Source organism: Nocardia sp. NPDC055050 (genome assembly GCF_053608345.1).
Map to the genome: position 1 here is coordinate 253,927 of NZ_JBSGVG010000003.1, position 24,256 is coordinate 278,182.

22 protein-coding genes are annotated in these 24,256 nt (G+C 67.6%); 12 read left to right on the plus strand and 10 right to left on the minus strand.

Annotation, left to right across the window (positions count from 1 at the left end):
- Positions 1–1,302, minus strand: coding sequence for a lipase family protein (locus tag ACWGCN_RS05730; RefSeq protein ID WP_449963414.1), 1,302 nt, complete (start codon positions 1,300–1,302; stop codon positions 1–3).
- 285 nt (positions 1,303–1,587) lie between these two features.
- Here ACWGCN_RS05730 and ACWGCN_RS05735 point away from each other — a divergent pair, with 285 nt between their 5' ends.
- Positions 1,588–2,619, plus strand: a complete 1,032-nt coding sequence (locus ACWGCN_RS05735; RefSeq protein WP_452458716.1) for a peroxiredoxin family protein — start codon at positions 1,588–1,590, stop codon at positions 2,617–2,619.
- A gap of 174 nt (positions 2,620–2,793) precedes the next feature.
- Positions 2,794–3,144 carry a BP74-related protein gene (locus ACWGCN_RS05740; protein WP_378990083.1) on the plus strand — a complete coding sequence of 117 codons (351 nt, stop codon included), beginning with the start codon at positions 2,794–2,796 and terminating at the stop codon, positions 3,142–3,144.
- Positions 3,145–3,206: 62 nt separating this feature from the next.
- Here the strand turns inward: ACWGCN_RS05740 and ACWGCN_RS05745 are convergent, their stop codons facing one another.
- Positions 3,207–4,682 (minus strand): MFS transporter, encoded by a 1,476-nt coding sequence (locus ACWGCN_RS05745; protein ID WP_452458715.1) that lies wholly within the window; start codon positions 4,680–4,682, stop codon positions 3,207–3,209.
- A 344-nt stretch (positions 4,683–5,026) separates the two neighbouring features.
- Here ACWGCN_RS05745 and ACWGCN_RS05750 point away from each other — a divergent pair, with 344 nt between their 5' ends.
- On the plus strand, positions 5,027–5,806 hold the full coding sequence (locus ACWGCN_RS05750) for an oxidoreductase (RefSeq protein ID WP_379314266.1): 780 nt from the start codon (positions 5,027–5,029) through the stop codon (positions 5,804–5,806).
- 6 nt (positions 5,807–5,812) lie between these two features.
- On the opposite strand, the gene ACWGCN_RS05755 is transcribed toward ACWGCN_RS05750, so the two are convergent.
- Positions 5,813–6,709 carry a LysR family transcriptional regulator gene (locus tag ACWGCN_RS05755; protein ID WP_452458714.1) on the minus strand — a complete coding sequence of 299 codons (897 nt, stop codon included), beginning with the start codon at positions 6,707–6,709 and terminating at the stop codon, positions 5,813–5,815.
- 140 nt (positions 6,710–6,849) lie between these two features.
- On the opposite strand from ACWGCN_RS05755, the gene ACWGCN_RS05760 reads away from it, so the two are divergent.
- Positions 6,850–7,860, plus strand: a complete 1,011-nt coding sequence (locus tag ACWGCN_RS05760; RefSeq protein ID WP_452458713.1) for a glutathione S-transferase family protein — start codon at positions 6,850–6,852, stop codon at positions 7,858–7,860.
- 99 nt (positions 7,861–7,959) lie between these two features.
- A complete protein-coding gene (locus ACWGCN_RS05765; RefSeq protein ID WP_452458712.1) occupies positions 7,960–9,231 on the plus strand; it encodes a hypothetical protein in 1,272 nt (423 codons plus the stop codon).
- Positions 9,232–9,351: 120 nt separating this feature from the next.
- Here ACWGCN_RS05765 and ACWGCN_RS05770 read toward each other — a convergent pair whose 3' ends face one another.
- From ACWGCN_RS05770 to fdxA, 3 genes are all read right to left on the minus strand, one after another.
- The gene (locus ACWGCN_RS05770) at positions 9,352–10,005 is read right to left on the minus strand and encodes a hypothetical protein (RefSeq protein WP_452458711.1); all 654 of its coding nucleotides are present in this window, start codon (positions 10,003–10,005) and stop codon (positions 9,352–9,354) included.
- A gap of 40 nt (positions 10,006–10,045) precedes the next feature.
- Positions 10,046–10,966, minus strand: coding sequence for a D-alanyl-D-alanine carboxypeptidase family protein (locus tag ACWGCN_RS05775; protein ID WP_378652961.1), 921 nt, complete (start codon positions 10,964–10,966; stop codon positions 10,046–10,048).
- Positions 10,967–11,059: 93 nt separating this feature from the next.
- On the minus strand, positions 11,060–11,395 hold the full coding sequence (fdxA, locus tag ACWGCN_RS05780) for a ferredoxin (protein ID WP_378990091.1): 336 nt from the start codon (positions 11,393–11,395) through the stop codon (positions 11,060–11,062).
- A 108-nt stretch (positions 11,396–11,503) separates the two neighbouring features.
- Between fdxA and ACWGCN_RS05785 the strand changes: the two genes are divergently transcribed.
- A complete protein-coding gene (locus ACWGCN_RS05785) occupies positions 11,504–12,448 on the plus strand; it encodes a LysR family transcriptional regulator (RefSeq protein WP_452458710.1) in 945 nt (314 codons plus the stop codon).
- A gap of 55 nt (positions 12,449–12,503) precedes the next feature.
- On the opposite strand, the gene rph is transcribed toward ACWGCN_RS05785, so the two are convergent.
- On the minus strand, positions 12,504–15,110 hold the full coding sequence (gene rph / locus ACWGCN_RS05790) for a rifamycin-inactivating phosphotransferase (RefSeq protein ID WP_452458709.1): 2,607 nt from the start codon (positions 15,108–15,110) through the stop codon (positions 12,504–12,506).
- Between the two features lie 398 nt (positions 15,111–15,508).
- On the opposite strand from rph, the gene ACWGCN_RS05795 reads away from it, so the two are divergent.
- The 3 genes from ACWGCN_RS05795 to ACWGCN_RS05805 all read left to right on the plus strand — a co-directional run bounded on the left by ACWGCN_RS05795 (position 15,509) and on the right by ACWGCN_RS05805 (position 17,683).
- On the plus strand, positions 15,509–15,790 hold the full coding sequence (locus ACWGCN_RS05795; RefSeq protein WP_378990094.1) for a hypothetical protein: 282 nt from the start codon (positions 15,509–15,511) through the stop codon (positions 15,788–15,790).
- 147 nt (positions 15,791–15,937) lie between these two features.
- Positions 15,938–16,870, plus strand: a complete 933-nt coding sequence (locus tag ACWGCN_RS05800; RefSeq protein ID WP_452458708.1) for a fatty acid desaturase family protein — start codon at positions 15,938–15,940, stop codon at positions 16,868–16,870.
- A 42-nt stretch (positions 16,871–16,912) separates the two neighbouring features.
- On the plus strand, positions 16,913–17,683 hold the full coding sequence (locus ACWGCN_RS05805) for a hypothetical protein (RefSeq protein WP_452458707.1): 771 nt from the start codon (positions 16,913–16,915) through the stop codon (positions 17,681–17,683).
- Here ACWGCN_RS05805 and ACWGCN_RS05810 read toward each other — a convergent pair.
- On the minus strand, positions 17,661–18,923 hold the full coding sequence (locus tag ACWGCN_RS05810) for a hypothetical protein (RefSeq protein ID WP_452458706.1): 1,263 nt from the start codon (positions 18,921–18,923) through the stop codon (positions 17,661–17,663). The genes ACWGCN_RS05805 and ACWGCN_RS05810 overlap by 23 nt on opposite strands.
- Positions 18,924–19,087: 164 nt before the next feature.
- Here ACWGCN_RS05810 and ACWGCN_RS05815 point away from each other — a divergent pair, with 164 nt between their 5' ends.
- A complete protein-coding gene (locus ACWGCN_RS05815; protein ID WP_452458705.1) occupies positions 19,088–19,936 on the plus strand; it encodes an acyl-CoA thioesterase domain-containing protein in 849 nt (282 codons plus the stop codon).
- A gap of 63 nt (positions 19,937–19,999) precedes the next feature.
- The gene (gene ilvD, locus ACWGCN_RS05820; protein ID WP_378990100.1) at positions 20,000–21,691 is read left to right on the plus strand and encodes a dihydroxy-acid dehydratase; all 1,692 of its coding nucleotides are present in this window, start codon (positions 20,000–20,002) and stop codon (positions 21,689–21,691) included.
- Between the two features lie 24 nt (positions 21,692–21,715).
- Here ilvD and ACWGCN_RS05825 read toward each other — a convergent pair whose 3' ends face one another.
- On the minus strand, positions 21,716–22,843 hold the full coding sequence (locus tag ACWGCN_RS05825) for an NADH:flavin oxidoreductase (protein WP_449962059.1): 1,128 nt from the start codon (positions 22,841–22,843) through the stop codon (positions 21,716–21,718).
- Positions 22,844–22,957: 114 nt separating this feature from the next.
- Here ACWGCN_RS05825 and ACWGCN_RS05830 point away from each other — a divergent pair, with 114 nt between their 5' ends.
- Complete coding sequence (locus tag ACWGCN_RS05830; protein WP_378990102.1) at positions 22,958–23,389, plus strand: MarR family winged helix-turn-helix transcriptional regulator; 432 nt, start codon at positions 22,958–22,960, stop codon at positions 23,387–23,389.
- 21 nt (positions 23,390–23,410) lie between these two features.
- On the opposite strand, the gene ACWGCN_RS05835 is transcribed toward ACWGCN_RS05830, so the two are convergent.
- Positions 23,411–24,145, minus strand: a complete 735-nt coding sequence (locus ACWGCN_RS05835) for an ATP-binding cassette domain-containing protein (RefSeq protein WP_378990103.1) — start codon at positions 24,143–24,145, stop codon at positions 23,411–23,413.
- Positions 24,146–24,256 lie beyond the last annotated feature (111 nt).

The window sequence follows — 24,256 nt, forward strand, 5'->3', positions numbered from 1 at the left end:
TCAGTCGATGCTGCAGCCGGAGACCGGCTTGTCCGCAAGACGATCGAGTAGATAGGTGAACGCGTTGTCGGGCCCGAAGCCGTCGATGATCTCCGGCCCGAAGTGATTCGGGATGGTGGTTCCGGGCAGGATCGGCGGGAGCTCGTTCGTGCGGAAGGTGACCGTGGCGCCCTTGCCGCACCAGTCTTCGGCGAGTCGTCGGGCCTGTCCGTACGGGACGGTGTCGTCGTTGCGGCCACTGGTGATCAGGACCGGTGTGGCCGGAGTGGAGTTACCGATGCGCAGCTCCGCCAATACCGGCGTGGCTTCGGGCAATTCGGCGAGATGAGCGGACAGCGGCCGGCCGTCGTTGGTCAGCGACTCGGTTTTGAGGAAGGGGTGGTACGTGATCACATCGGCGATGCAGGAGTCGCTCAGCGTCTCGAGCATCGCGCGCCCGGCCGGGCTGGTGACCCGGTCCACCGCACGCTGCAGCTCGGGATAGCGCGCGAGCATGCCGTTGACGGCGAACCCGATCGCTCCGCCGATCAGCGCACCGTCGATCTTCTCCAGGATCGCGGTGAGGTCAGCGACCGGTCCCCCTGCCCAGGTGCCTTTGAGATTCAGTTCCGGTGCGTAGCTCGGCTGCATCTCCGCGGCGGCCGCGGTGGCGCCACCGCCCTGGGAATAGCCCCAGAGCACGACCGGCGTCTCCGGTCCGACACCGCCCAGATTGTTGGCCGCGCGCACACCGTCGAGAATCGCGTGCCCGCTCTCGAACCGGTTGGCGTAGGTGTGGATGCCGGGTGTGCCGAGGCCGACGTAGTCGGTCACCAGCACCCGCGCGCCCAGGCCGCTCCACACCACCGACGACGGTAGCTCCTGGTTCGCCGAGATCCCCAACGGCTGGGTGGACACCGCCATCCCGGTCGAGAACGCCACCGACATCGCGCAACGGTCCGCCTGACCCGACGTGCCGGGGCCGATGACCACCGTCGGACGCGGTCCCGGACCCTGCCACGGACCGGTCGGCTCGAGGTAGGTCCCGCTCACTGCTACCGGGGACCCGTCCTGCAATCGCGACGTGTACATCACGTGCTGCGCCTTGCCCGGCCATCCCTGCTCGGTGGGCGGGGTCACGAACAAGGTCATCGGCGCGGTCTTGATGATCGCGCCCGGTTCCTGCGGAATCCGGTCCGGCGGTGTGTAGAACGCGCTGACGGGCTCGGCCGAGACCCGCCCCGCCTGGGTCACCACACCCGTCGCCGCCATCGCGCCGGCCAAGACCATGACCGCGACGACGCGCCCGGCATGCGGCCACATCCGTCGAAGATCCTGTCGCTTCATCGAGAACCTCTCAGTCGTCATCACCGGCCGGCGTCGTCGCCGCAGTGATCCAAGTCGCCGGAACAGCAGATCATGATGCCTGTCACACCAGCGCCGACAGAGAGTAACACGGTTACTGGTCGGTACGAACACCCGCCCCGACCCGGCACCCCGTCACGGCGAAAACCACGCGAATCGCCGTGGTAACCGAAGCACTCGCGTGGTGAAAGCTGTTCCCGCGAATCATCTTTCAGACCGCTTCGGCTGTGGGATGGTGCCGGAATGCTGATCGAATACGGAGTGTGGGGTTCGCGATTGGTACTGGCCGGGGCTTTCGGGCTGTCGACATGGGGGAAGTTGGCGGACGGGCCCGCGACACGGAAGGCGGTGGTCGATTTCGGGACAGACATCAGGTGGGCTCCCGCGGTGGCGATCGGGTTACCGGTAGCCGAGGGTTCGGTGGCCGCGGGATTGCTGCTGCCGTGGACGGCGGGGATCGCGGCCGCGGTGTCCGCGCTGCTGCTCGCCGGGTTCACCGCGGCGATCGTGCGATTGCTGCTGCGCGGCGAGCATCCGAGCTGCTCCTGTTTCGGCGCGGCGAGTTCGGCGCCCATCGGGCACGCGACGCTGGTGCGTAACGGGCTACTGCTGGCGCTGGCCGCACTGGTCACGGTCGGCGCGATCCGGTATCCGCAGGTCCCTGCCGGATTACCCGTCGAGGCCTGCGTGGGGCTCGCGCTGATCGTAGCGCTGGCGGTCGTGCTGACCTGGACGCTCGGGGAGTTGCGCGCCCTTCGTCGCCGGGTCGACGAACAGGCCCTGTCGACCCTCGGGGCCGAAGGTCTGCCGGTCGGCGCGGTAGCACCGGAGTTCGAGCTACTGGCCGCCGAGGGCGGGCGGATCGATCTGGCGTCGTTGCTCGCGCCGGGAAAGGCAGTCCTGCTCGTGTTCGTCCATCCGGGGTGCGAAATGTGCGCGGCGCTGGCCCGCGAGTTGCCGCGCTGGCAGTCGCGCGTGCGGGATACGTTGACAGTCGTGCTGGTCGGCAACGGCGATCTTGCCGAACATGCCGCCTGGGGGCGCGCGCAGGAGGTGGGTGATATCCCGGTCCTGGTGCAACAGGGCAATGAGACCGCTCTCCGCTATCGGGTCCGGGGAACGCCGTCGGCGGTACTGATCGGCGCGGACGGGCGGGTCGCGGGTGCGGTCGCCCGGGGTGCCATCGCGGTGCGCGAGTTGATCACCACGGCGAAGACGGAGGCGGGGCGGCGATCACCCCGTCGAGACGAGCTCGCCTCAGGGACGCGCCGATAGGCGCTCCCCTATTTCCCCGTTTCACACACAGAAACCGACCGATTCCCTAAACCTGTTGTTTCCCAACAGTTTTCATTCGCAATGCGCTCATGTTGCCGCGACTCCGCCGATACACTCGACCTCGCAACACGCTCGACTCCCGCTAGCCGAACACATCGACCAAGGGGAAATGTCATGGCGCTCTTTGCATTCACCGACTACAGCGGAAAAGAATTCATTTTCCAGCTGAACAACGAACAACGGATCGCGGAGGCGCGCCGGATCCTGTCCGGCGACGAGACGATGTCCATCCATGTCATGGGCCGGATCCGCAAGACCGCGCAGAGCTACAACCCCGGGTGGAGTTTCCACCTCGATCCCGACACCATCACGTTCTTCACCATGGCCATCGAGGTGTGCGACTCCAGCATTGTCTACACCGAGGATCACCTCGACGAAGCGTGTGGGGCATTCCTGCCTGGCTGCTTCTGGTGTCCGTGGTCGTCGCGACTGACTCGTGAAGTGACCGCTTCGGTCAGCGCCTGACACCGATTCCGGCCGGCGCGGTGCGCGTCGGCCGGAATCCTTCGAACCCGAACCGCAATTCGCTAGGTGACATCCGCACGGTGCCGAGCCGCGTCGACCGCGGTGAATGCCGCCGCGGCGAGGATCATCACCGCTGAAACGAGCAGAGCCACGTCGAGTCCGTGATGGAATGCCGCCTTGCCGGCATTGAGCACCTCGGAAACCTTCGACAGGTATTTCAGATACGGGCCGATATCGACGCCCTCGGGGATCTTCCCGAGTTCCACGGCTTGAATGGCGTCGGGCTGGAGCGAGGTCGGCAGACCCAGCTCGTTCATGCGCGCCTTCAGGTCCGAGGACAGGAACCCGCTCACCAGCGCACCGAGCACGGCCACACCGAACGCCGAACCGACCTGGCGCATCGTATTGGTCACCGCGGCAGCCATTCCCGAGTGTTCCGCCGGAACTCCCGACATCACCGCGGACGTCAACGGCACCACCGCGATCCCGAAGCCGAAGCCCGCCAACGCCATCGCGGCCGACAGCGAAGGATCGTGGATCTCACCGGACAGCATATGGCGGGTCAGCAAGATCCCGCCCGCGCCGACCATACAGCCGAGAATCATCGGTGTGCGCGCACCTCGCCGCGCCACCCAGAACCCCGCGACCAGCGAGCCGATCACGATCATGGCGGCCATCGGCGCGAACACCGTGGCCGTACGCGCACCCGAGTACGACTGCATCACTTGCAGATACAGCGCGGTGAAGAAGAAGATCGAGAAGATGCCGAAGTAGACGGCGAAGGCGACGATCAGTGCACTACGCACTGCCGGAAAGCGCAGGTAGTGCAAGTTGAGCATCGGTGCGCGCGCCCGTGTTTCGACGGCGATGAACCCGGCGAACGCGAGCCCGCCGAGCACGAAGAACGCGAGCACCGACGGCGAGGTGTAGCCGCGATCCTGACCGGAGATCGCGGCATAGATCACCGACCCGAAAGCTGTCGCGCCGAGCAGAGCACCTGCCCAGTCGATCGGCTCGGGGCTCGGGTCGGCGCTCTCCGGGACCGACCACAGTGCGACGACGAGCGCCACCGCCGCGATCACCAGGTTGAACCAGAAGATCGAGCGCCACCCGTACGCATGGACCAGCACGCCGCCCAGCACCGGTCCCGCGGCCAACGCCAGCCCCGACACCGCCGCCCACACTCCGATCGCCTTCGCGCGCGTGCGGTCGTCCGGGAAGACGTGCCGAAGCACCGACAGTGTGCCCGGCTCCGACGCCGCCGCACCGAGTCCCATGATCGCGCGACCGGCGACGAGCACCGCGACACTGCTCGCGAGTGCCGATACCACCGACCCGGCACAGAAGATCACCAGGCCGACGATCATCACCCGCTTGCGACCCCAGCGGTCCCCGAGCGACCCACCGGCGAGCATCAGCCCGGCGAACACGACGGTGTAGGCGTTGACCACCCACTGCAGCGCGGTCACGTCCGCGCTCAGATCATGGCGAATATCGCCCAGCGCCACGCTGACAACGGTGGTGTCGAGAAAGGTCACAAATACCACTACAGCGACTGCGGTCAGAGCGACACGCGGTCGCGCCGTCCCGCCCGGCGCATTGCCCATCGGTCTCACGGGCACAGGGTACTGGCGGGTTCAGCCAGACGCCAGACGGCCACCGGCCGACGACATCAGCGGGACGCGCACCGGCGGAAGAGCCGGGCCGGCATAGGAATTCCCTATGCCACCTGCTGACATTTCGTCTTTGCCGCGCACTGTTTTCCGGGCATACCGTGAAACAGCTCGACGAGGAACGCACCGCGATTTCATCGAGGTTTCGCGCGCCGCACATGTCGATTCCCTGCCCGTCGGGCGAATACGCAATCGAAAGGACCGCTGGCATGACCACGATCGAGAATGTTTCGCACACGCGAGAACTCGCCGGAAAACGAGCTCTGGTCACGGGCGGTTCCCGCGGAATCGGGGCGGCCGTCGTGCGCCAGCTGCTGGACGCGGGCGCCGAGGTGCTCACCACCGCCAGATCGGCGGCGAACACCATCCCGGACGGGTCCACCTTCGTGACCGCCGACGTGCGCACGCAGGCTGGGGCACAGGCGCTCGCCGCCGCCGCGCACGACGTGCTCGGCGGGGTGGACATCCTCGTACACAACGCCGGTGGCGCGCGCCCGCACGCGAGCGCTTCGGCGATCCCCGACGCGGAATGGCAGGACGCGCTCGACTTGAACTTGCTCGCCTCGGTGCGGCTGGACTCGCTGCTGGTGCCAGGGATGCGGGAACGGCGGTCTGGCGCGATCGTGCACGTCTCCTCGGCCGCGGTTCCCACCGCGGCACCACAGTTCCTGCACTACGTGGCCGCGAAGGCCGCGCTGCAGACCTACAGCCGGGGACTCGCCTTGGACCTGGCCTCCGCCGGAATCCGGGTCAACACCGTGTCGCCGGGCAAAACCGCCACCCCCGGCGGTGAAGAGACCCGCGAGTTGTGGGCACGGATGGACGCGACACTGGGCGACACGGTCACCGCGACCAGCACGACGCCGCTGGGGCGCGACGGTCGCCCCGGCGACATCGCCGACGCGGTGCTGTTCCTCGTCTCCGACCGGGCGAGCTGGCTCACCGGAACCAATCTGTTCGTCGACGGGGGCGAATTCCCCCGGGGCTGAAGCCGGTCAGCGCATCGGCGGGAGTGACGCGGCCTCGGTCCAGGTCTGGCGGCGAAGGAGTTCGAGCAGCGCTGACTCCGCCGGGCCCGGATCGGTCCGGACGACAGCGATGACGGGCTGGGAAACGACCGGATTCACCGGGCGAACAAGGTGCTTGTGACCGTGCGGCACGGCCGAGGCCGGGACGAGAGTCACCCCCAGCCCTTGGGCCGCCCACCGCACCGCCGTCGACGTCTGGGACACGCGGGCGGCCGTGGTCGGGGTCAGCTCGTTGCTGCCCAGCACGTCCAGGAGCACGGCGTCGAGCGCGCTGTCCCGGTCGAACCGAACCCACGGCTCCCCCGCCAGCGCACGCAGTTCGACCCGCTCCGTGGCGAGTTGGGGGTGCCCGGCGCCGAGCACGACGACGAACTCCTCGTCGCCGAGGTGGTGCGCGTCGTCGGGAGACTGCTCGCACGCCGCCATCAGGGCCAGGTCGAGGACGCCCTGGCGCCCCAGGCGTTCCAGTTCGGCCGAACTCGGCTCCTCGAAGACGGTGACCTCCACCCGGGGGAACCGGCGGCGCAGCGCACCCAGCGCACGCGGCAGTTGACGAGTGCCGAAGCCCATCTGCGCCGCGACTACCAGCTCACCCACCAGCTCGTCGGCGCCCGCCCGCGCCGTTGCCCGTGCCCGCCGCGCCGCGCTCACCGCGACCTCCGCTTCGCGCAGGAAGGCGCGACCGACCACGGTGGGTACCAGGCCCGTCGGCGTACGAGCGAACAGCTTCACGCCGAGTTCCCGCTCGAGGCCGCGAATCTGCTGCGACACCGACGGTTGAGCAACGTGCAACACCTCTGCCGCCGCCGTCACCGATCCCTCTTCGGCCACCGCCAAGGCGTACTCGAACTGACGAAGGCTCATCGGCGGGTTCCTCCCTGAGGGTGTCGAGCTGCTCCCGCGATGCTAGGCCGTCGCTCCGGGCCGGCCACGATCGGTGCGTCGGCGACCAGCGGTGCACGGCGTCGAGCTGTCCGGCGCGCGGGGTGTGCGAGACTGGGGCGGTGAGCGATGCCGATGCGGGCACCTACGTCGAGGCGGGCGAGTTCCGCCGCGATACCAACTACATCACCACGCGGATCACCGCCGACGGACGTGAGGGCTATCCCGTCGAACCGGGGCGGTACCGGCTCGTCGCGGCCAGGGCGTGTCCGTGGGCCAATCGCACGCTGATCGTGCGCAGGCTGCTCGGGCTCGAGCCGGTGCTGTCGCTCGGGCTGTGCGGGCCCACCCACGACAAGCTCAGCTGGACTTTCGATCTGGATCCGGGCGAGGTCGATCCGGTGCTCGGCATCCACCGTCTGCGCGATGCCTATCTGGCCCGGTTTCCGGACTATCCGCGCGGCATCACCGTGCCCGCGATGGTCGACATCGTCACGGGGCAAGTCGTCACCAACGACTACGCGCAGATGACCCTCGACTTCTCGACCGAATGGGCGGCCTACCACCGGCCGGGCGCACCGCAGCTGTACCCCGAACCGCTGCGCGAGCAGATCGACGAGGTCAACCGAGACGTGTTCCGCGACATCAACAACGGCGTCTACCGTTGCGGGTTCGCCGGCGATCAGGACGCCTACGACGCCGCCTACGTCCGGCTCTTCGCCGCCCTCGACCGGATCACCGAGCGGCTGAGCACTCAGCGCTACCTGGTCGGTGACACCATCACCGAGGCCGACGTGCGGCTGTTCACCACGCTTGCCCGTTTCGACCCCGTCTATCACGGCCATTTCAAGTGCAACCGCACCAAACTCAGTGAGATGCCGGTGCTCTGGGCCTACGCCCGCGACCTGTTCCAGACTCCCGGCTTCGGCGACACCATCGACTTCGGGCAGATCAAGGAGCACTACTACGTCGTGCACCGCGATATCAATCCCACCGGTATCGTCCCCGCGGGGCCGGACCTGTCGAACTGGCTGACCCCGCACCACCGTGCGGAACTGGGTGGGCGCCCCTTCGGCGACGGCACCCCGCCGCCTGCGCCGATCCCCGCCGAGCAGGTCCCCGCGATCGGCTGAGGCCCGCTGACCGTCGGTCCCGATAGCCAAGCGGGGCAACAGTTTCGGTGATTCGTCGAAACGGCTTCGTGTCGGTGCTCAGCGCTAGCGTGCTCGGGTATGGACACCGTGCCCGATGCCTGGTTCGCCGACTTGCTGACACAGCTGTGCGCGAGCGACTTCCGCACCTTCAGCCGGCTCGACGTCGAGCAGGTGTGCGGTACCGCGGGGTGGCTGCTCCAGGGTGACGGCGTGGTGGTCATCCCGGGAACACCGTCCGGTGGCCGCATCGTCGACGACCGCCGTGCCGACGGCGAGCAGCGCGCACACCTGTCCCTCACCGTCACGACCATCGAGCCCGAACAGTTCCGTCACTACCTGGACCTGACGGTGACGACGTGGGGTGCACCGACCTGGTTTTGCGGCCTGTCGGCTCTCGGCGTCGGCTGGGTCGACGGCGACGCCCTGCGCACCCTCGAGCTCTCCGACCACGGCACGGTGTCCTTGCGAATCGAAGCCCTCGATGCGGATGCCCAGCGCAGGTGGCGGAATTGGAAAACCCAGTACCACTACCCGCATCTCATCGACGAAGCCGACCGGGTCCCCAACGATGAGCACGATGTCTCGCACACGAGCGCCGACGATTACGAGGTCAGCTTCACCTGGTCGGCCGGTTCGGCCGGGCGCGGCAACGAGATCTGGAGCGTCTACACCCTCGGTCACCTGCGTGGCCTGCTGACCGACCTGCTGGGCAGCGTGCACCTCGCCATGCGAGCGCTCGGCCCCGGCCCCGAGCCGCTCGTCCTGCACTTCTTCGACCGCGACAAGACACCGGATCGCTACGCCCAACTCGAGCTGTCGCCGACCGAGATCCGCCTGCGCGCCTTCACCACCGAGGCCACCCGCCCACACCTGGACCGGCTCGGCTTCGTCGACTGCGGTGACGGCAGTGCCACCCGGATGTGGCCGACCGACCAGGCACGAGCCGCCGCCACCGTCACCGTGGTCTTCCTGCACCGAGTCGGGCTCGGTTCGGAGAATCTGACGATGACCGAGTCGGGGAATCCACTACCGATCGACCATTTCTCGGTGGATCTCCAGGTCGACCTGGAGGCTGACGGCGGCCTTCCGGCGTCAGCTGTCTTGCCACCGTTCGACCTGCCCATCGGATCGCTCGCCCCGCTGTCCGATACGGCCGATCAGGGCGGTGAGGACGAACAGGGCGATCAGGATCAGCAGATGGGCGACGAAGAGCGCCAGCACGGGGAGCGCGAAGCCCTCGTCGGTGAGAATCCCGCGGTCGCTGACGCAATACAGGGTGAAATTGGTCGACGTTCCTTCGGAGTCGTGGAAGGTGTCCGAGACGACGACCGGCTCGGTGGCCGGCGGTGAGCAGAACAGGGGTGCGGTGAGTTTCGCTTCGCCCGGCCAGATGGCAACAGCCAGGAGAATGGTGAGAAAGGCGGCGGCGCAGGCAAGCGACACCGCGGAAATCAGGACTCGTCGCATTCGCTATACCTGCCGCACTCGAAGGAAGGTGCCGGTCCGGTCGAATTCGACGACCATCTCCGAGCGCGGCGACAAGACATTGGCGACGATGCGGATCTCGCGGCCGAAACAGCTCACCACGATGACGGTCACCTGCCCGTCGGGCAGCGCGCTTCGGGCGAGGGCGGTGTCGACGATGTCTTCGATACGCGACAGACCGGGTACCTCGCTGACGGCGAAATCCTCGCCGTCGAGGTCGTCGGCGGCGGAGACCCGAACCGGACGTGGCGCGCTGAGGGCGCCGAGAGCGAAGGAGTAGTCGTCGAGCTGCCGGGATCGATCAGGTGGCCGAACGCGCAGGCGCACAGTGGGTTCCCGAGCGGCCAGTACCTCGTCGCCGGCCAGATACCGGGTTATCTGGGCGGGTTGGTCGTTCAAGGTGAGGCGGAACCGGGTCGAGTTCGGCGGGGTGAGAATGATGACGTTCGCTTCGAGGTCGGTGGCACCGGTTCGCCGGCTCAGCGCCGTGATGGCCTCCTGCGGCAACGAACTCACCAATCCGCCGCCGCGCGCTCGCAGCTGATCCTCGAAATCCGCCCGGTCCACCGCGCCCACGCACCCGCTGGTGCCCAGAACGACCAGGCAAACGAGGACCCGAAACCATCTGCCACCGCGCACATCCCGAATGCTAAGCGTTGTGCCGGGATCGCGCCGGTCGTCAGCCCCCGACTGGTTGCAGCACGCGCAGAATCGGGTCGTAGGCCCAGTTCAGCATGCGCTCGGCGTCCTGCCGCGCGGCGGCGCTGCTATGGTCGGAGCTGTGCAGGACGACACCGATCAGCGGGATGCCGGCGCGCACCGTCTCGAACATCAGGCAGTGTCCGGCGGCGTCGGTGTTGCCGGTCTTGATGCCGATGGTGCCGGGATATTCGTCGAGCATGCGGTTCGTCGTTTCCCAGTGGTGCTCGCGGTTGGCGGGTCCCGCGGGAACGTGGAAGTCCCGCGCACCGACGATCTCGCGGAACAGCGGCAGGTTCATCGCCCGCACACCCAGTGCCACGAGGTCCGCCGGCGTGGAATAGGTGGAGTGATCGGTGGGATACGGCATACCGGCCGGGTCACTGAAATGTGTTCCGGCCAAACCCATCACCCGCGCGGTGTCGTTCATCCTGGCCAGGAAACCGCCCTGACCGGGACCGAACGACTCGGCGACGGTGTAGGCGGCGTCGCAGCCCGACGGCAGCAGTAGCGCGTAGAGCAGCTGGCGCGCGGTGAGCACCTCGCCGGGAACCAGTCCCGCGGTGCTGCCGTTTTCCCTGGCACAGTAGGCGCCCGCTTCCTGCGGCACCGTCACCGGCCGTTCGAGGTCACCGCTGACGATCACGACCACCGCCGTCATCACCTTCGCGATACTGGCGATCGGGACCGGGGTGTTCGCCTCCCGCGACCACACCACCGTCCCGGTGAGCCCCTCCGCCAACGCCGCGCCCGAGGCCTGGACACCGTCGGGCCCGGCAGCCGGCCACGGCAGCAGACCGTCAGCACTCCCGGAGGGTGCGGCAGCCGCAACGCCGTGACCAGCGGCGACGATCAGAACCCCGACAGTGACGGCGTGCAACACCTTGGCGAATGTCCGCATGGCGACATTCTGGCGTACAACTACGCCGACCTGCGGGATTTACCCCCTCGATTCACCGAACTCGTTGCCCTTCCGGTCGACGATCCGCCGGAACTATGCCGGGAACTCCCGCACATAGACCGTGTCGACGCCGAGTACACCGACCGAGGTCGCGCCGCCCGGCTGACCGAGTGGCTCCGCCCGTCCGGGTAGCGGTTCGTGGAAGAAGCGGACGTTCTCGGTGACGAACTGTTCTTGACCGGGTGGCAGATCGTCTTCGTAATAGATCGCCTCGACCGGGCAGGCCGGTTCGCACGCGCCGCAGTCGATGCACTCGTCGGGCTGGATGTAGGCCATCCGATCGCCGATGAAGATGCAGTCGATCGGGCACTCCTCGATGCAGGCCCGATCCAGGATGTCCACGCAGGCGGCGCCGACCACGAACGTCATGTTGTACTCCTCAGCTGTACTGGCCCGCACATTGCGGTAGTGCTGATCCTGGTGCGCGCGCCTGCGGGCGGGTAGCCCCCGATATCCACCACCTCGTAAGGTTTCCTTATGAGCTTGCCGCCCGGAACGCCTGATCTGGAGGTGCTCGATCTCCTGGTATCGGTGGCTGAGCTGGGCAGCCTCGGTGCCGCGGCGCGCAGACACGGCATCAGCCAGCCCGCGGTCGGCATGCGCATCAGCGCGTTGGAACGGCGGCTGCGGCTGCGGCTGATCGATCGCGGACCCACCGGTTCGGCCTTGACCGATGCCGGTGCGGCCGTGGTCGAGCTGGGTCGGCCGGTACTGGCCGCGGGGCTGGCTCTGATGGACGGTGTCGCTGACCTGCACCGCGAACTGTCACCACAACTGCATGTCATCGCCTCGAAAACCATTGCCGACCACCGTATTCCGCAGTGGCTGGCGGCGTTGCGCAAGCTCCGGCCCGAGCTCGCCGTCGAACTCGACGTCGCGAACTCACAGCAGGTGACCACGGCGGTGCGCGATCGCGAGGTGGTGCTCGGATTCGTCGAGGGGCCGCAGGCACCCGCGGGGCTGGGAAGCCGGGTGCTCGTGGCCGACGAGCTGGTCGTGGTCGTGGCACCGACCCATTCGTGGGCCACCCGCGCACGCTCGGTGCGCCCGCGCGAACTCGCCGATACGCCGCTGGTGTGGCGCGAGAAGGGATCCGGGACACGGGACACCGTCTGGGCGGCGCTACAGATCCACGGCACCCCCGCGCGGCCCGCGGCCGAACTCGGTTCCGCCGCAGCCATTCTCGCGACCACCCGGAGCGGACTCGCCCCCGCGGTGGTCAGCCGCCTGATCGTCGCCCACGAACTCCGTGCGGGCACCTTGCACGAGGTCGAGCTGGCCGATTCGCTGGTGCTGACCCGAAAGTTTCGCGCCATCTGGCACCGCAGCACCCCACCATCCGGCCCCGCGGGCGACCTGGTCGACCTCGCCGCCCGCATCGAAGCGGCCCGACCGACAGTACGGCGACCGCCGCGAGACTGATCCGTCGACACCGACCAGCGACGCCGCGACGGCGCGGGCATCGCTGCCGTCCTGGTTACGGCTCCGAGAGGATCTCGAGATATCCGTCGGTGCCGTTCACGCGGACACGCTGCCCGTCACGGATCAGCTCGGTGGCGTGTTCCACGCCGACGACGGCGGGGAGGCCGTATTCGCGGGCGATCACCGCGCCGTGGGTCATCAGGCCGCCCACTTCGGTCACCAGTCCCGCGATCCCGACGAACAACGGGGTCCAGCTCGGATCGGTGTAGGCGGTGACCAGGATGTCACCGGATTCCAGGTCGGCCTGCGCGATCTCGGCGATGACGCGGGCGCGACCTTCGATCGTCCCGCCCGAGACCGCCAAGCCGGGCAGTGCCCCGGCGGGCAGGTCCTCGCGCCGATACGCCCCGGCGAGCGCCTCACCGTCGGAGGTGAGCACTCGCGGCGCGGTGAGCGACCGATACGAACGGAACGCGTCCTGTCGTTCACCGACGAGGGCCCGCTCGGCCCGATGGGTGCGAACGACCTCCTGCAGCTCGTCGAATCTCAGGAAGAAGATGTCGCCGGACTCGTCCAGTACACCGGCCTGCACCAGCCGTTCGGCTTCGCGCAGCAGCGCCTGCTTGTAGACGAAGTAGCGGCTCACCATGCCGTATTTCGGGTACTCCCGATATCCGGAGAAGGTGCGCACACGCTCGATCATTCGCGCGGTCTCGGCGGCCTTGTGCTCCCCTTCGGGGAGAGCGCGCAGGCGTCGCAGAATCTGTCGTTCCGATTGTTCGGCCTCGCGCAGGCCGTCCTCGAAGCGACGTCTGCCCTCACCCGGCCCGAAGTTCTTGATATTGCCGAGGATCGTCGGCACCAGCGTGGCGGGACTCTCGCTCCAGCGCGGCCGGGTGATGTCGATTTCGCCGGTGCAGCGCATGCCGTACTTGCCGAGGAACCCCTCGATCGCGACTCGTGCGTCATCACCGCCCAGGTGATCGGCCAGACCGTCCAGGAAATCGTCGCCCTCGATCCGCTCCAGGTACGCCACCACCTCCGGATGCGGGCGGATCGCATCGGCGACGTCCAGCAACGCCAGGCCCATCTCCGATGTCACGTTGCCGGGGACCGACTGGGTGAGTGTGTCGGCAGCGTTCTTGTCGCCCAGCCATTCCCGCAACCGATCGTTGAGCCACTCCGTGGCCTCCATCGCGGCCATGATCACCTGCAAACCCTGGGGAGCGAACAGGACCCGCCGCAGCTCCTGCTGGATATCGGTCCGGATGAACTCGAGCAGCGGCGGTCCGGACAGGTCCTCGATGTCGCGCTTCATGGCCGCCAGCGATGCCTCGCTCTGCGCGATGAGCTCGGTGACGATGTCGGGATCGGTGTCGATCGGCGCGGGGGCGGTACCGAACGGCGTCGCTGGTGCGCCGGAATCCTCTTCTGGCACTTCACGAACGAAGTCACCGCGCTCGAGCACCGTGCGCAGCGCGTCCCCCATCAGCGGGTCGGACTTGCCGAGTCCCGCCGCCAAGGCGGCGCCTTTCGCGGGCACGGACACCATCGCGGTGACGTCGACGAACAACCGCCCGCCCGCGTCGCGCATCGGAGCGTTGCTCGTGAGCTGCCACACCGAGAGCCCCAACGGCTTCATCGCGTCGGTCATCATCTGCTGATGGCCCACCGACACATAGACGTGGTTCTCCCCGTCGTCGGCGTCGGGGATCGGGAACAGGCTGGTGATCGGCCTACTCTGCACGATGCGGAAATCATCTCCGTCCGCACACCATTCGATGTCCTGAGGACTGCCGAAATGCGCCTCGATGCGGCGGCCGAGCCGCGCGAGCCCCAGCACCTGCGCATCGGAGAGGACCTGCTCGTTTCGGTGTTCGCCCACGATCTCGCGCACCTGGGTGCCGCCGGTCGGGACCGGCACCACGCGAATCTTCTTGGTGGCGATCGCCTTGTCGGCGATGTGGTCGTCGCGAACCCGGTAGACGTCGGCATCGACCAGACCCGACACGAGCGCTTCGCCGAGACCGAAACCGGCGTCGATGGACACGACGGTCCGGTCGGACGTGAGGGGGTCGGCCGTCATCAGGATGCCGGCGGCGCGCGCGAACACCATCCGCTGCACGACCACGCCCATCCGGATCTTCTTCTGGTCGAAGCCGTTTCGCAGTCGATAGGTGACCGCTCGCTCGGTGAACAGCGAACCCCAGCACCGGCGGACATGCTCGACGATCGCCGCCGCTCCCACGACATTCAGGAAGGTGTCCTGCTGGCCGGCGAACGAGGCGCCCGGCAGATCCTCGGCCGTCGCACTGGATCGCACGGCACAGGCGCCCTCTGCTCCGAGCCGAGCATGCGCGGCGAGGATCGCCTCCACGACCGCGTCCGGCACGACCAGCTCCTCGATCATGCGCCGCAACTGCGCGCTCAGCCGGGAGATCGCGGCCCGATCACCTGGCTCGAGGCGCGACACCTCGTCGAGCCGAGCATCGAGCGTCGGCTCCCCCGCCACCGTCCGAGCGAAGGCATCGGTCGTCACGCAGAACCCGTCCGGCACCTCGACACCGTCGATCCGCGACAATTCGCCGAGGTTCGCACCCTTACCACCGACGATCGCGACCATTGTTCGATCGATCTCGTCGAACCCGAGCACATAGGCCATTCCGCTACTCCTCACCTGGTGGTTTCGGTCTGACGCGAGCGATTATGGACCAGGATTCAGCGCCTCATGAGAGCCCGGAATCGTGTATACAGTAGAAGGGGGAAGCAACGGGAAGCGCTCGTGCGCCCGACACCGGCGGCAAATCCGTGACCACACCGGATTCCCGTCCACGACAGCCCCGATCTGCAGTGATGCGATTCGGGTTGCCACACCGCGGGGCAACCGGCCTCCGAGAGTCGACCGCTGCCGCGTGACAGGTGCTTGCGCCATGTTGCCCATCGATTGCGGATGCCGAGATTTTCACCTCGCGCGCCGATCCGGGCAGCCTGCGACCCCGAATATGTGACAGATCAGCTAGCACGCAGCGTCCAGCCCCCGGCTTTGCCTGTGAGGACACCATGGCCACCGAAAACCCCGTCGACTTCCCGCCCACAACCGATGCGGCCGCCGAACCGGCCGCGCCGTCCTGGGCCGCGCCTGCTCTGCTCCTGTCGCTACTGATGCTCGGCCTCGACCTGGTGGCCCTGATTCCCCTCGGTGCGTGGATGCGCGACTACGGCATCGGCCTGGTCTGCACGATCTACCTGCTCCACGTCCTGGCGTCGACCGCGGTGGCCGCATGGACCGTGAGCCAGTTCCCTCTCCAGTTCGATATCGAACCGGAGCAGCAGAACACCTAGCCGTTCCGCCTCGGCCGTGCGGGTGCATCTCTGCTGAATTGTCGGCGAACACCCGGTTCGCGGTACCGTCGGGCCTGCCACGCCTGCGTGCACGGGTGGCAGGATAGGGGCGGAGTTTGCCTGATCTATCCGGAGCACCGCTGCACCATGACTCGAACTCGCACCCCGCGCCCCTCCGATGTGCCGCGCACTGCCGGCGGCGACCTGGTGAATGTGCGACTCAGCGTGCTCGCGTTGACAATCGGCGGCACCCAGCTGTTCGTGATCCCGCTGGTGCTGCTCCCCGTGGATGCCGCGTGGGGTTGGGCCCTGGTGCCGCTGACGCTGACCGTCACGCCGTTCTGGTCACTGATCCACGAGGCCGTACACGGGTCGCTGCTACGGAATCGGACCCGCAACGACCGGATGGGACGCATGCTGGCGGTGGTGTACGGATCGCCCTTCGCGATGCTGAAAGTGGGCCACCTGCTCCACCATCGATACAGCCGGGTTCGCGAGCGCAGCGAGATCTACGACCCGGCGACGACCACTCGGCGGTCCGCCGCTCCCCAGTTCTATCTGAAACTGTTCGGCGGTTTGTACCTGCTCGAAGTGCTCGCGCTCCTGCTCGCGCCGATGCCCGAGCGAACCATTCGCGCACTGGGACGTCGAGTGGACGCACCCGATTCGGTCGGTGGTCTCGTACTCGAACGAGTCGCCCAGCCGGTGGTTCTGGGAAAGTTCCGCACCGACGCCGCCGCGATCGTCGTCATCCACACCGTCGCGTTCCTCTGCTACGGCGCGCACGGCTGGATGCTGCTCGCCGCGCTCGGCGGCCGCGCCCTCATCATCTCCCTCTCCGACAACGCCTACCACTACGGCACAGACCTCGAATCACCGAGAGCGGCAATGAATCTGCGCCTGCCCCGCACCCTCGAGCGCTTCGCCCTCAGCTTCAATCTGCACGACGTACACCACCGCCACCCCGGCCTGCGCTGGTACGAGCTACGTTCCCGATTCGACTCCGAAGGCGCTCACTACCACCTCGGCTGGTTCCGCGCGGTTGCCCGTCAACTCCGCGGCCCGATCGAACTGACCTGATTTCGCTCGATTTCGCGGCGCCGGGTGAGGCATCGTAGATCCATGCCGCTGACGATTTCGGTTCTCGCGGACCGCCCCGACCTGTATGACGCCTTCACCGCAATGGCCGACTCCTGGCCCGAATTCATGCGCCACGACCCCGTCGGCAGCCTGTACTACTCGATGCTGGATCGGTTCGCCGACTACATCCTGGTCTGCCAGGACGAGGCGGGCGAGGTGGTGGGTCGAGCCTATTCAGTCCCGTTCCGGCTCGGTGCGGCCGACCTCCCCGACGACGGCTGGGACGGTGCGATTCGCCGCGGCATCCATACCTCGGCGACCGGCGCACAGCCCGACACGGTGTCCGCGATCGAGATCGTGGTCGAACCGAGCAGGCTGGGCACCGGGCTGAGCGCGGAAATCCTTGCCGCTCTGCGGGACAACGCCGCTCGGCTCGGATTCGCCGAGCTCGTGGCACCGGTGCGCCCCACCGGAAAAACCGACATCGAACAGCCGATGAGTGTCTACGCCGGGCTGACGAGGGCGGATGGGCTGCCGGTCGACCCATGGCTACGTGTACACGTCCGAGCCGGCGGCACGATCGACAAGATCGCACCGCGATCCATGGTTATTCCTGGGACGCTGGCGGAATGGCGTGCGTGGACCGGCCTGCCGTTCGACACCAGCGGGCAGGTGCTCGTACCCACAGCACTGGCCCCGGTGTCCTGTTCGGTCGAGCACGGTGTCGCGGTCTATGTGGAGCCCAATGTGTGGATCCGGCATCCGACAGCAGCGACGGGTTCGCAGCCGGTCAATGAAGGTCGAGGTTGGTGACGGTCTCGGGGCCGAGCGCGATGCGGGCGTGCCAGGTCGGTGGCTCCCACGGATCGGGAGCCACGCCCTGGTAGCGGGCCGACAGGTCGAGGTAGCGGGATCCGCCCGCCTCCGCTGCCACGAATTCGTAGTCGTACCAGGTGAGGTCCGAGCCGGTCGGCACGTGGAGTTCGGTGCTGTCGCTGGTGCCGTCCGTGTCCTCGATCGCCTCTCTGGCCTCGAGATCGCGGACCAGAATCGGCACCGCCGCATAGAGTTCCAGGCTGGTCGCGGTGGTGAACCGGTCGGCCGGATAGCGGCCCTGCCAGCCCGACGGATCGGCGAGTACCACGTCCTGGAGCGGCTCGACGACGATACGATTCGACGACGCCGGGTCCGACGCCGCTGCGCTGCACCCGGATCGACCGCGCAGGAGCGCGTTCGCCGTCACCAGGACCGTGGTGGGTTGCCCGGACCCCGGTGCCGCCCCGGTGGTCCAATGCGGTGGGGTGTCCTCGTCGTGTCCGGCCATGAGCTCGACGATCGTGGCAGCCTCGGCACCGTCGACAGTGGCGCACAGCGCTCTGCCGTAGCCGCCGACGCCCAAGGGGCGCTGCGTGAGCGGGAGGGCGAACGGCCATCTGGTCGGCTCGGGCAACGGCTCGTCGTCCGGTGAGACCGCGGGCTGGAACGCGATATCGAGGGCCGTCGGCGTGTACGGCGCACGACGCTGCACCGTGAGCTGCTCGTCATCGGGCAGCGCTCGCAAACGATCGATCACATTCCCCAACCTGCGCATCTCGCGATTGCCGGAATGCGTGCGGGAGTCGGTGTCCAGGCCGTAGACCGAGACACCCACCGGCCCATCGAAGTTCGCGTACACCACCGTCGTCGGCTGGTCCGTCGGCGGCGAGAACTCGCGGTAGTGGGCATCGTTGAAGGAGAGTTCGTCGAACCACGCGCGAACCTGCTCGATGCCGTCCTCGGTGAGCCGGGCCCAGTACACGCCGAACACACTCTCCTCGGCCCCGTCGTCCACGTAGGTGAAAACCGTACCGTCGCGCCGCAATTCGAAGAAGGGAACACGCCGGCTCCCGACACGGCCGGTCTCCAGGAACCCCGCCGACTCAGCGATCGACACCAGCACATCCGCGTCACGCACGGCGGGCGGATCACTTTCGCCGCGGCCGAACACAGTGCACGCGCAGAGCAACGACACCGCGGTCAGCATCGCACCGAGAACAACCGATCGGTGAGCCATATCCGAGCCTAACGCACGCTGTGATCTTCCACGCCTGAGTAGCCGCCCCCTCCCGATGGCCGCATCATGGACAAATCGCCGACTCTCAGATCCGGGCATCTGTCAGTCGCGCGCCACCGGTGCCGCGCGTTCGGCGAGACTGCCCATGCCTGAGGAGTCCGCCGGTGAGCCATGCATTCTTTCGCGCACAATCCGATCCGATCGGTGGCGCCGAGGTACTCCATCCCGAACCCGAGGCGAGCAGCGGATGGATCGGTGGACAGCTACGCGGGATGGCTGTCGGCGCGGTCTTGGCGCGTGCGGTGGAGCGCGAGCTCATCGTTCGCGAACGGAGCGACTTGCGGCCGGTGCGGTGGACGCTCGACCTGTTCCGCCCGGTGTTCATGCGGCCCTGCACAACTCGTGTCGACGTGATCCGCGACGGCCGCCGATTGTCGTTGTTCGACGCGACGCTGATCCAAGACGGCCGAGCCGTCGCTCGGGCCGGCGCGCTGTATCTGCGCCCCGGCCCGACACCGCACGGCATCTGCTGGTCGCCGGAGACGGCCGCGGATCCGCCGCCTGCCGACCGCGAACCCTCGCCCGATCAGGATCGCGTGTACTTCAGCGAGGAACAAGGATGGAGTCCCGATGTCCGCACCCACCACAACGCGGCCCGCACGGGGATCTGGCACCGCCCGATCGCGGTCGTGGTCGGTGAGCAACCGACGCCGTTCCAGTTCGTCGCGGGACTCGCCGATGTGACGAATGTGGTCACCAACCTCGGCAGCCACGGCCTGGAATACATCAACGCCGATGCCACGCTGACGTTGACCAGGCTTCCGGAAGGGGACGAAGCCGGGCTGGTCGGCTTGGACCGGCTGGCACAGGACGGCATCGCGCTGGGCACCGCGGCGATCTATGACCGCAAAGGCGTATTCGGTACCGCGACAGTCAGTTCCCTCGCCAACACCCGGGGCCCAGCGGACCTGAGCGCTATCGGGGCTTCGTCATCGGCCATGGCCGCGGAGTAGTTCGCACCGCCCATAGCTGCGCCGTCGTGGCGATTTCATTGCCCGGCCTCGTAGGCTTGCGCTATGGCACACGACACCGATCAGCCCGTCGACATCAAGCCACGCTCCCGCGATGTCACCGATGGACTCGAGAAGACCGCCGCTCGTGGCATGCTCCGCGCGGTCGGCATGGGTGACGAAGACTGGGTCAAACCGCAGATCGGTGTGGCCTCGAGCTGGAACGAGATCACACCGTGCAATCTGTCGCTCGACCGGCTGGCCAAGGCGGTCAAACGCGGTGTTCACGCCGGGGGCGGTTTCCCGCTCGAGTTCGGCACGATATCGGTCTCCGACGGCATCTCGATGGGCCACGAGGGGATGCATTTCTCACTCGTCAGCCGCGAGATCATCGCCGATTCCGTCGAAACCGTGATGATGGCCGAGCGCCTCGACGGTTCGGTGCTGCTCGCCGGCTGCGACAAGAGCTTGCCGGGCATGCTGATGGCCGCCGCGCGACTGGACCTGGCGAGCGTATTCCTCTACGCGGGTTCGACCCTGCCCGGCAATATCGACGGCAAGGACGTCACGATCATCGACGCGTTCGAAGCTGTCGGCGCCTGCATCAAAGGTCTGATCACCCCCGCCGAGGTCGACCGCATCGAGCGGGCGATCTGTCCTGGCGAAGGCGCGTGTGGCGGCATGTACACGGCCAACACCATGGCCTCGGCGGCCGAGGCACTCGGAATGAGCCTGCCCGGATCGGCTGCACCGCCTGCCCCGGACCGTCGCCGTGACGACTTCGCCGAGAAGTCCGGCGAGGCCGTCGTCGGATTGCTGCGCAAGGGGATCACGGCCCGCGACATCATGACGATGGAGGCGTTCGAGAACGCCATCACCGTCGTCATGGCGCTCGGCGGGTCGACCAACGCCGTGCTGCACCTGCTGGCCATCGCCCGCGAGGCCGGTGTCGGCCTCACCCTCGCCGACTTCAACCGGGTCGGTGACAAGGTGCCCCACCTGGGCGATCTCAAGCCGTTCGGCCGCTATGTCATGAACGACGTCGACAGGGTCGGCGGCATCCCCGTCGTGATGAAGGCCCTGTTGGATGCCGGTCTCATGCACGGCGACGTCATGACCGTCACGGGCGCGACCATGGCCGAGAATCTCGCCCACATCGAGCTCGGCCTCGACGGCGACGTGATCCGCCGCCTCGACCGGCCGATCCACCGTACCGGCGGGCTCACCATCCTGCACGGCTCGCTCGCGCCCGAAGGCGCCGTCGTGAAGAGCGCCGGTTTCGACTCCGATGTCTTCCGCGGCACGGCCCGGGTGTTCGACGGAGAACGTGGCGCGATGAACGCACTCGAGGACGGCACGATCGTGGCCGGTGATGTCGTCGTCATCCGCAACGAGGGGCCCAAGGGTGGACCCGGCATGCGCGAGATGCTCGCCATCACCGGCGCGATCAAGGGCGCCGGCCTCGGCAAGGACGTTCTGCTGCTCACCGACGGCCGGTTCTCCGGCGGCACCACCGGATTGTGCGTGGGGCATGTCGCCCCCGAAGCGGTGGACGGCGGCCCGATCGCCTTCGTCCGCGACGGCGACCCGATCGTGCTCGATGTCGCCAACCGCATCCTCGACGTCGAGATCGACGAGAACGAACTCGCCGCCCGTAAGGTCGGCTGGGAACCGCTGCCGCCCAGATACACCTCGGGGGTGCTGTCGAAGTACCGCAAGCTCGTCAGCTCGGCCGCACACGGCGCCGTCACCGGCTGACGGCGCCGCCTCGGCGAGAATCGCTCAGCTCAGCGTCTTCAGCGCTGTCCCGTCGTAGGGCTTCACCTCGTCGATCCGCCCCGCCAGGACCTTGGCGGCCCATTCCGGGTCCTGGAGAAGGGCTCGACCGACGGCGACCATGTCGAATTCGTCGCGCTCCATGCGATCGAGGAGGTTGTCGAGACTGCCGAGCTCGGCACCCTGGCCCGAGAACGCACGGAGAAAATCACCGTCGAGGCCGACCGATCCGACGGTGATGGTGGGCTTGCCGGTGAGCTTCTTGGTCCAACCCGCCAGGTTCAGCTCCGAGTCGTCGAACTCCGGGAGCCAGTAGCGGCGGGTGGAGGCGTGGAAAGCGTCCACACCGGCCGCGGCGAGCGGAGCCAGGATCGCCTCCAGCTCCTGCGGCGTCTCGGCCAGGCGGGCGTCGTAGGCCTCCTGCTTCCACTGCGAGTAACGGAAGATCACCGGGAACTCGGGCGAGACGACCGCGCGGACGGCGCCCACCAGCTCGGCCGCGAACCGCGTGCGGGCCACCGCGTCACCGCCGTACACATCGTCGCGGCGGTTCGTGCGCTCCCAGAGGAACTGATCGAGCAGATAGCCGTGCGCACCGTGCAGTTCGACGCCGTCGAAACCGATGCGCTCGGCCGCCGCGGCGGCCTCGGCGAAGGCGCCGATGACGTCGTCCAGGTCACGCTGGGTCATCGCCTTGCCGGTGCCCTCGGTGCCGTCGACGCGAATGCCGGAGGGGCCGACGGCGGGCGCGTCGACATAGGGCTGCTCGCCCTGATTGCGCACCATGCCGATATGCCACAGCTGCGGCACGATCGTGCCGCCCGCCGCGTGGACGTCCTCGGCGACCTTCGCCCACCCCGCCAACTGCTCCTCACCGTGGAACCGCGGCACACTGTCGCTCTGCCCGGCCGACTGATGGCCGACGTAGGTTCCCTCGGTGACGATCAGACCGACACCCGCGGCGGCGCGGCGGGCGTAATAGGACCGAACATCGTCACCGGGAACGCCGCCGGGCGAGAACATCCGCGTCATCGGCGCCATCACGATGCGGTTCGGGACAGTCAGGCCGTTCAGTGTGACGGGCCGCGACAGGATCTCCGCCGTGCGGGAGGCCTCGGACTGGGTGACGATCACTGGATACTCCTCAGAGGTACTTGACAAAGTCGAAGGTTGAGAACTTCAAGCAATGCCCCCACGCTAGAGGCAGATATTTGAGATAGTCAAGTTTCTGCGGATAAGCTGACCCTCATGGAAGAAGCTGCGCGCGTCGATACGGCCCAGCTCATGGAGCTGCTCTCGGTGGCGCTCGGCGTCTATTACGGGGACTTCACCGCGGCGGCGGCGAGCGAGAACCTCACGGCGAGTCAGGGCAAAACGCTGACGGTGCTGCGCCGAGGGCCTGTTGCGATGCGCGCCCTGGCCGAGACCCTGTCCTGCGACGCGTCCAATGTCACCGGGATCATCAACCGGCTGGAGAAGCGCGACCTCGTGCGCCGCGAGGCCAGCGCGTCCGACCGGCGCGTCACCCACCTCGTCATCACGCCCGAGGGCGAGCGTGTCACCGATACGATCCGTGCGAAGATGCAGTCGACGCAAGACGGCCTGAAGAAGCTCAGTGACCGAGATCGAGATTGCCTGTTCGCCCTGCTGGAGCGTGTTTTCGTGACCGGCGCCGACTGAGCTGCCGATCGCGGCGCCGCGTCAGAAGGACGACCCGAGCAGGGTCCGCACGAAAGTGTCGGTCGACTTTCCGAGCTCTGCGGTCGTTCCCGCGGCGAGGACCCGGCCCGCGTGCAGGATCACCATTCGGTCGGCGACGCGGCCGTGAGTCAGCATCTGCACCTCGTTGCTGACCACGAGTACCGCCGCACCGGAGTCGGCGTAATCGCGCAATGATCGCCACACCCCGTACGCCGTCGCCCGGTCGAGAGAATTGGTCGGTCCGTCTGCGATGAGGACGCGCGGAGCCGGCAGCAACGCGGCGGCGAGCGCGGCGCGCTGGATCTGACCTCCCGAATGCTGATGTGGGAGAAGGTCCGAGGCCTCGGCCGGATACTGTGCGGCGGCGCACGCTCGCTCGACACTCCACGCTCGATGGCGCCGCTCCAACGCCCGCAATTGGGCGCCTACCGTCTTGCCCGAGTCGAATGCCGTCACACCTTCTTGCGGCACATAGCCCACGACGCCCTCACGCAAGGCCGCCCATTGCTGACCGTCGACAGCCACACCGTCGACCAAGACCTGGCCCAAAGACTGCGCGGCGGCGGGCAATCGTCCCGCGAGAGCCGAAGCGGCCATGGACTTTCCGGCGCCGGGCCCACCGAGCACAGCGGTGATCTGACCGGCAGGCACCACCAGATCGACCTCCGTGAGCACGGTTTCGCTCCACCGCGCGGTGTCGACACGGACGGTCAGGCAGCACAGTTCCACGGTCACAACTCACCATGGCACGCTCGAGTACCGAGCATCCACCGTTCGCCGGATGCCATCGGAGCCCATCGCATCACCGCTGCCATGATTGCCGACCAGAATCGCGATTGCTTTCGC